General features: G+C 47.7%; 9 protein-coding genes. All 9 read right to left on the bottom strand.

Annotation, left to right across the window (positions count from 1 at the left end; genetic code table 11):
• A partial coding sequence (gene ptsP / locus IJN28_05575; protein MBQ6713238.1) for a phosphoenolpyruvate--protein phosphotransferase occupies positions 1-1,250 on the bottom strand: 1,250 nt, incomplete at its 3' end.
• 24 nt (positions 1,251-1,274) lie between these two features.
• Complete coding sequence (locus IJN28_05570; GenBank protein MBQ6713237.1) at positions 1,275-1,532, bottom strand: HPr family phosphocarrier protein; 258 nt, start codon at positions 1,530-1,532, stop codon at positions 1,275-1,277.
• A gap of 1 nt (position 1,533) precedes the next feature.
• Positions 1,534-3,621 (bottom strand): PTS transporter subunit EIIC, encoded by a 2,088-nt coding sequence (locus IJN28_05565; protein MBQ6713236.1) that lies wholly within the window; start codon positions 3,619-3,621, stop codon positions 1,534-1,536.
• 130 nt (positions 3,622-3,751) lie between these two features.
• Entirely contained in the window at positions 3,752-4,003 is a 252-nt protein-coding gene (locus IJN28_05560) for an RNA-binding protein (protein ID MBQ6713235.1), read from the bottom strand.
• A 72-nt stretch (positions 4,004-4,075) separates the two neighbouring features.
• Complete coding sequence (gene nadD, locus IJN28_05555; protein MBQ6713234.1) at positions 4,076-4,693, bottom strand: nicotinate-nucleotide adenylyltransferase; 618 nt, start codon at positions 4,691-4,693, stop codon at positions 4,076-4,078.
• A gap of 13 nt (positions 4,694-4,706) precedes the next feature.
• Entirely contained in the window at positions 4,707-4,871 is a 165-nt protein-coding gene (locus IJN28_05550) for a hypothetical protein (protein MBQ6713233.1), read from the bottom strand.
• Positions 4,868-6,121 (bottom strand): glutamate-5-semialdehyde dehydrogenase, encoded by a 1,254-nt coding sequence (locus IJN28_05545; GenBank protein MBQ6713232.1) that lies wholly within the window; start codon positions 6,119-6,121, stop codon positions 4,868-4,870. The genes IJN28_05550 and IJN28_05545 overlap by 4 nt, the downstream gene beginning before the upstream one ends.
• 12 nt (positions 6,122-6,133) lie before the next feature.
• A complete protein-coding gene (gene proB / locus IJN28_05540; protein MBQ6713231.1) occupies positions 6,134-7,381 on the bottom strand; it encodes a glutamate 5-kinase in 1,248 nt (415 codons plus the stop codon).
• On the bottom strand, positions 7,294-7,493 hold a 200-nt coding region (locus IJN28_05535), incomplete at its 5' end, for a YhbY family RNA-binding protein (protein MBQ6713230.1). The genes IJN28_05535 and proB, both read right to left, overlap by 88 nt.

The following is a 7,493-nucleotide window of genomic DNA, read 5'->3' as shown; positions in this document are numbered from 1 at the left end:
GGTATACCTTCTTTTTTTAGCTCTTGTTTGACCGATTCACAGCATTTTTTCGCTTCACGCACTTCCCATACGCTCGTCACCATCGGAAACATGATACCAAGCCTGCCGAATACCGACGCACGATAGAGAGCTCTGAGCTGACTGCGGAAAAAGAGCGGTCGGCTAAGACTGATACGAAGTGCCCGCATCCCCATCGCAGGATTATCTTCTTTTGGCAATCCGAAATAGTCTATCTGCTTATCAGCACCGATATCACACGTGCGAATGATAACGCGCTTGCCTGCCATATTGACAAGAACGCTTTTGTACGCTTCGAATTGCTCCTCTTCCGTCGGGTAGTCATCACTGTTCAGATAGAGGAATTCACTGCGGAACAAGCCGATACCACCCCCATCATTGACCATGACGGCATGCACATCATTCGGTGTACTGATATTACAATAGATGCGCACTTCTTGCCCATCACGCGTACGATTCGGCTGTCCCTTGAGCTGCTGTATCCAGCTTTGCTTTTCGGCGTCTTGCTCTTTTCGTTCTCGATATCTCTTCATCATATCCTCATTCGGATCGACGATCACACTGCCTGTACCACCGTCAAGGATCGCCATTCGCCTCTCATATGTGGGCAACAGATTTTCGCCCAAGCCGATAACAGCAGGTATCCCCATCGTCCGCGCCAATATTGCCGTATGCCCTGCTGCCGCTCCGCCCGACAGTAAAAACCCTGCTATCTTCGATTTGTCAAGCTGTATCGTTTCCGACGGAGCCAGATCATCGGCTGCCAAGATAACACGTTCTTCAAAGCGTAATCCTTGATTCTCCTGCCCGCTCAATATGCGCATGAGCCGCATCCCGATATCCTTGATATCAGCTTCACGTGCCTGCATATAACTATCCTGCATCGCACGAAACATCTTTGCAAACTGCTCTGTCACCGCTTGTACCGCAGACAAAGCAGACAACTTTTCTTCTTTGATCTTCCCTTCGATGGCATCTCGATAATCTTCATCATCGAGCATCATCTGATGTGTTTCAAACAAAAGAGAGGCTTCTTCGCCCGCTTCTGTACGAGCCTTTTCTGTCAATCGCACCAGTTCGGTCTGCGCCGTTTCTGCAGCCGAGCAAAACTTCTGCCACTCCTCACCGATATCGGCAGGCGTACTCTTATCCGAAATGATCTGTCTTTGATAAAAAGCGATAGGCGCGATCGCAATACCACTCGATACGCCTTGACCTTGTACTACGATCACCGATATTCCTCCTTTGCTTGCGCATCACAGTCGTTCTTCTAAAAACGACTTAAGTCGTGCCGCATCAACCTTCTCATTCGCACCTTCTACGGTAACAGTTATCGTATCACCCGACTGTACGCCAAGACCCATAATAGCGATCAGCTTCGTAGCAACAGCACTTTTGTCATCTTTGACGATCGTAACTTTGCTTGATAATCCTTTCACCATCTTCACCAACTGCCCTGCGGGTCTGGCATGAATTCCGACAGGATCTGTTATCTTATACGTGAACGTTTCCATCTCATTTACCTCCTTTGACCAAGCGGAGGATCGGCGTTCCATGCACGATCTCACCTTCCACCAATCCTTCTACGAGCTGATATTCATCGCTGTTGCAAACGATGATCGGCGTAACGAGCAGATGCCCTGCCGCCGTAATAGCACCTCTGTCGAACGTCATCAATACATCACCTATCGCCACACGTTCCCCCGACGATACTTGAACATTGAAAGGTACTCCCTCCATCTCGACTGTATTGATACCGACATGGATCAGTATCTCTGCGCCATCGTCCGTCACGAGTGTAATGGCATGCTTCGATTCGAACACACTCTGCACCGTACCGTTTGCAGGCGCATACAATATCTCCTCCGACGGCAAGACAGCGATCCCCTGCCCCAACATTCCTTCGGCAAACGCTTCATCCGGTACATCGGCAAGCTTAACGATCTCCCCGTCAAGCGGCGACATGATAAGCTCCTGATACTCTTCATTTTCTTCTATCACATCAAGGTTTGGCTCATTGATCGTATCAAGATAATCGACAAGATGCGACTTGATAACGGAAACTTGCGGTCCATAAATGATCTGTACACCATTGCCCTTTATAATAACACCAGATGCACCTGAACGACGAAGGAGCGATTCAGATACTTTTTGTGCATCGCGGACCGTTACACGCAGTCTGGTCGCACAACAATCTAGGTCGGACAGATTGTTCTTTCCGCCAAGACCTTCTGCGATCATTGCCGATATTGTATCACCACTGCCTGCCTTGTCACCTTTTTTGCGTGCTTCGACATCTGCCCGTGTAAACAGTTTGACATCGCCATCTTCCTCACGACCCGGTGTCATATAATTACGCTTCGTTATCATAAAATAAAACGTAAAATAATACAGCACAAAGTACGCCAATCCCACAATTACGACCCATTGCCAATTCGTCTTTTCCATTCCTTGCAGGATACCGAACAGCGTTAAGTCGATCAGACCGCCCGAAAATGTCATTCCCACACCGACACCGAAAATGTGCATCAACATATATGCAAGACCTGCAAATACACAATGCACTGCATACAAAAACGGCGCAACGAATAAGAAGGTAAATTCGAGCGGTTCGGTGATACCTGTCAGCATTGCCGTGAGTGCTGCTGAGATCAGAAGCCCTCCAACGATCTTACGTTTTTCGGGACGTGCCGCACGATAGATAGCCAGAGCCGCACCCGGCAGACCGAAGATCATAAGCGGAAATTTCCCTGACATAAACCGTGTCGCTTCCACAGAGAACTGCGTTGTTTCTTTTGATGCCAGCTCTGCAAAAAATATGTTCTGCGCCCCTTGCACGATATTGCCGTCAATGATTGCCGTACCGCCAACTGCCGTCTGCCAGAACGGAATATAGAAAACGTGATGAAGTCCGAACGGGATCAACGCACGCTCTACAATACCATATATCCATGTGCCGATATATCCCGAATGGATAACAAGATTGCCGAGAAGCCCGATACCACTCTGCACGATCGGCCAAACATAGAACATCAATATTCCTACCGCAAGAAAGACAACGGTCGAAATAATCGGCACAAATCTTGTTCCGCTGAAAAACGACAACACCTGCGGAAGCTGTATTTTGTAGAAGCGATTATGCAAATATCCCACACCGAGTCCGACGATGATACCACCGAATACCCCCATCTGGAGAGTCGTGATACCGAGGCTCTCACCAGTCGTATTCGGCGGCATCGCTTCTACACCGCCATTTGCCGTTATCATTGCATAGATGGCCGTATTCATAACGAGATATGCGATCGCACCCGATAACGCAGCGACATCCTTCTCCTGCTTCGCCATCCCGATCGCGACGCCCATTGCAAACAACAGTGCCAGATTGGCAAACACGACATTACCGCTTTGATTCATAATATCGAGCACCGTATACACCATACTGCCTTCATAGATAACATTCGTTAAGCGATATGCCTCCAGCATCGTATGATTCGTAAATGAACTGCCGATACCTAATAAAAGACCTGCCACAGGCAGAAGCGCGATCGGCAACATAAATGATCGACCTACACGCTGAAGCACACCAAAAAATGAACTTCCCATCGAATACCTCCTCACTCTAATGAACAATGCTTATCATTTGTCTGTCTTAGCTTTTGCCAAGATAGGAGGAAGTATTCATCATATCAACACAAACAAAAATACCGCAGGATATCTCCTGCGGTATTTTCGGTCAATTCTGTCGGTCTCTGGCTACGTTCACAACGATCTGACGTCCGTCAAAGTTGGAACCGTTCAGCGATGCAATCATATTATCTGCATCCGTATCCGCCACTTCTACGAAGCCAAAACCTCTTGAACGACCGGTCTCTTTATCCGTAATGATGCGACTGGATAACACAGAGCCATGTTCGGCAAACGATTCTGTCAACTGATCGTCTGTCGTTGCCCATGGCAAATTACCGACATAGAGAGTTTTTGTCACGCGAATCACCTCTCTTTCCTGCGGTGTTAGTGCCTACGCTATCATTATTATCAAGTTTGGCGGAATTTATTCCTATTTCTTTGGTTGATAAAGTTTATTTTCTTCGATATACTGCATGACTGCATCGGGCACGATATATCGGATCGAGCGACCCTCTGCAACACGCTGACGAATATCAGTCGCCGATATCTCAAGTTCGGGTATCGTCAAGCGATGTATCTTTGCCTTGCCCAGCTCACCGAACGATTCAATGATCTCGTCTGTCTTGTCGATACCGGGACGGCTTGCCGCAATAAAATGCGTCAACTCAAGTACACCATAGATATTGTGCCATGTATGAAGCTCGGCAAGTGCATCCGCACCTGTGATGAAATAGAGTTCCGTATCTTCTCCGTACAACGCAAGAAGCTCTTGGAGCGTATAGAGAGTATACGACAACCCCTTTCGTTCCATCTCGATCTTCGATACGTCAAAATGCGGATTCGTTTCGGTCGCCAATACTGTCATAGTATAGCGATGACTTGCATCAGTGACATCTGCATCTTGTTTATGCGGAGGATTGGCAGACGGGATAAAAAGGATCGTATCGAGATCATATTCCATACGCACCGCTTCGGCTGTTGCCAAATGTCCGATATGGATAGGATCGAACGTCCCTCCCAATATGCCCAATCGTTTTGATTTCGTCATATCTATCCCCTGCCTATCTGTCAACAATCATCAAGACGATTCCCATGACGACGAGAATCGTTGCCGTTATAACGCAAAAAGCGCGCAGATAATCTCTTATATCATGCCCGCCTTTCGGTGTATGGTAATAGTCATGCCAAAGACGATAGTGCGCCTTCAACGTGCGCCAAATGCTCATCGAATCTGACCGTTACCATTGATAAGATATTTGACGCTCGTCAATTCTTTCAGACCCATCGGTCCTCTTGCATGAAGTTTCTGGGTGCTGATACCGATCTCCGCACCGAATCCGAACTCGAATCCGTCCGTAAATCTGGTCGAAGCATTGACATAAACAGCCGCCGCATCGACACTCATCTGGAAAAGACGTGCATTGTTATAATCATTCGTAACGATCGCTTCGGAATGATGCGTCGTATATTTTGCGATATGTTCGATAGCCTCTTCGACATCACGAACGACACGTACCGACAAAATAAGGTCATGGTATTCCGTTGCCCAATCTTCGTCCGTTGCTTCTTCGGCATCAGTAAGGATCGCCATCGTACGTGCACAACCGCGAACGACAACACCTGCTTTGCGGAAAGCTTCCATCAGACGCGGTAAAAACACCTCTGCGATCGCTTCATGTACAAGAAGCGTTTCCATTGCATTGCAAACACCGGGACGAGAGATCTTGGCATTACAAGCGATCGCTTCTGCCATATCAAGGTCTGCCGTTGCATCGATATATGTGTGACAGATACCGACACCCGTTTCGATAACAGGAACGGTACTGTTATTGACGACTGTTTGGATAAGACCCGCACCACCGCGAGGAATAATAACATCAAGATATTGATTCAGTTTCAGCATCTCGTTGACGACAGCACGGTCGGTCGTCGTGATAAACTGGAACGTACCTTCGGGAATACCGTTTTCATATGCCGCCTCGGCAAGTGTTTCGATAACGGCAATATTCGAATTGATAGCTTCCGATCCACCGCGAAGCATGACAGCATTGCCTGATTTTAAGCAAAGACCTGCCGCATCGGCCGTTACGTTCGGACGCGCTTCATAGATGATGCCGATAACACCGAACGGTACACGCACTTTGCGGATCTCAAGGCCGTTCGGACGACAGAATGCATCAACACCCTCACCGATCGGGTCGGGAAGCGCTGCGATCTGGCGTAGACCTTCCGCCATATCAGCCAATCGTTTATCCGTCAAACGCAGACGATCCATCAAGGCTTTCGATGTACCTTTGGCTTCTGCACTCATAAGGTCGATCTCATTAGCCGCAAGGATCGCTTCTTGATTTGCTAAGAGTGCATCAGCCATTGCCATGAGCGCTTTATTCTTCGTATTCGTATCAAGGACAGCAAGTTTGCGCGAAGCCTGTTTCGCCGCCTGTCCTTTGCGTTGTAATTCCGTTTGCTCGTTCATCTCGAAAACCTCCTATTTCGCCAATAAGACTAAGTTATCTCTGTGAATGATCTCATCGTACGGTTTGCTGCCTAAGATCGTAATGATCTCATCGGTATGCGCACCACGAATCTTTTCGACATCTGTTGACGGATAATTTGTACGTCCACGTGCAATTTCGCGACCTTTTTGATTCAATACGCGAACGACATCGCCTTCATCAAATCTGCCGTCAACGGAAACGATGCCTGCCGCCAAAAGGCTCGCGCCTGCATCGAGTGCATTTTCACAGCCTTTATCAACGGTAATGGTGCCTGCCAAACGTGCACCGAATGCCAGCCAGCGTTTGCGAAGCTGAAGATGCGATTCACGCGCTACAAACAACGTACCGACCGTTTCGTCATGCAGAAGTGCATGCAGGATATTTTCCTTGGAGCCCGAACCGATGAGCATATGGATACCAGAGCTGACAGCGATCTTCGCCGCCTGTATTTTCGTCTGCATTCCACCTGTTCCATTTTTGGTACCCGGACCACCTGCAAGTGCTTCGATATCAGCCGTGATCTCACGAACAAGAGGTATCTTCTTCGCATTCGGATTCGTCTGAGGATTGTCATCGTAAAGACCTTCGATATCCGACAGAAGAATGAGCGCATCAGCATCAACGATCGTTGCTACGATCGCCGAAAGCGTATCATTATCACCTATCTTGATCTCATCGACAGCAACAGCATCATTCTCGTTGATGACGGGAATGACACCCATTTTAAGAAGCGTCAACAGCGCATTACGTGAATGATTGAATCGACTATGCTTGATCGAATCTTCACGCGTCAAAAGTATCTGCGCCGTAACTTTGCCGTATTCAGAGAAAAACTTCTCATAAATATGCATGAGAGCCCCTTGTCCGACAGCAGCCGCAGCCTGTTTCTCGGGAATCGTTTTCGGTCGCTCTTTCAGTCCCATACGATTCATACCGACACCGATCGCACCCGATGTAACAAGAATGATCTCTTTGCCCTGATTGGCAAGATCGGCAAGCTCACGCACTAATTTTTCAATACGATGATAATTCAGTTGTCCTGTAGCATATGTGATCGTACTGGTACCTACTTTGACTACCAGACGTTTTGCTTTCTGTAAGTCACTTCTCTGCACACCATCAACTCCAACCTGCACAGCCAATTTTATGATTAAGGAAGCTCGATTTTTTTCTTTTCCGTATTTTCTTGATAGAGAAGACCATTGCGGCCGATGATCTGAACCAATTCCGCACGGCATTTTTTTGCCAATACGGGAATGATATCTTTCGGCTCATTTTCGCAGTTCTGAAGAACACGTACTTTGACAAGCTCACGTGCTTTCAATGCTTCTTTAACACTCTGTACGAGTG

The organism is Selenomonadales bacterium (genome assembly GCA_017442105.1).
In the GTDB taxonomy this organism is placed as follows: Bacteria; Bacillota; Negativicutes; order RGIG982; family RGIG982; genus RGIG982.
The sequence above is the reverse complement of the archived record's forward strand: the minus strand, read 5'-3'. Positions and strand labels throughout refer to the sequence as shown.

Excerpts from the sequence above, each read along its gene's own strand:
- IJN28_05550 (MBQ6713233.1), bottom strand. The coding sequence starts at position 4,871 with ATGAGCATTTGGCGCACGTTGAAGGCGCACTATCGTCTTTGGCATGAC.
- IJN28_05565 (MBQ6713236.1), bottom strand. The coding sequence starts at position 3,621 with ATGGGAAGTTCATTTTTTGGTGTGCTTCAGCGTGTAGGTCGATCATTT.
- IJN28_05545 (MBQ6713232.1), bottom strand. The coding sequence starts at position 6,121 with ATGAACGAGCAAACGGAATTACAACGCAAAGGACAGGCGGCGAAACAG.
- proB (MBQ6713231.1), bottom strand. The coding sequence starts at position 7,381 with ATGCCGTGCGGAATTGGTTCAGATCATCGGCCGCAATGGTCTTCTCTA.
- IJN28_05570 (MBQ6713237.1), bottom strand. The coding sequence starts at position 1,532 with ATGGAAACGTTCACGTATAAGATAACAGATCCTGTCGGAATTCATGCC.
- nadD (MBQ6713234.1), bottom strand. The coding sequence starts at position 4,693 with ATGACGAAATCAAAACGATTGGGCATATTGGGAGGGACGTTCGATCCT.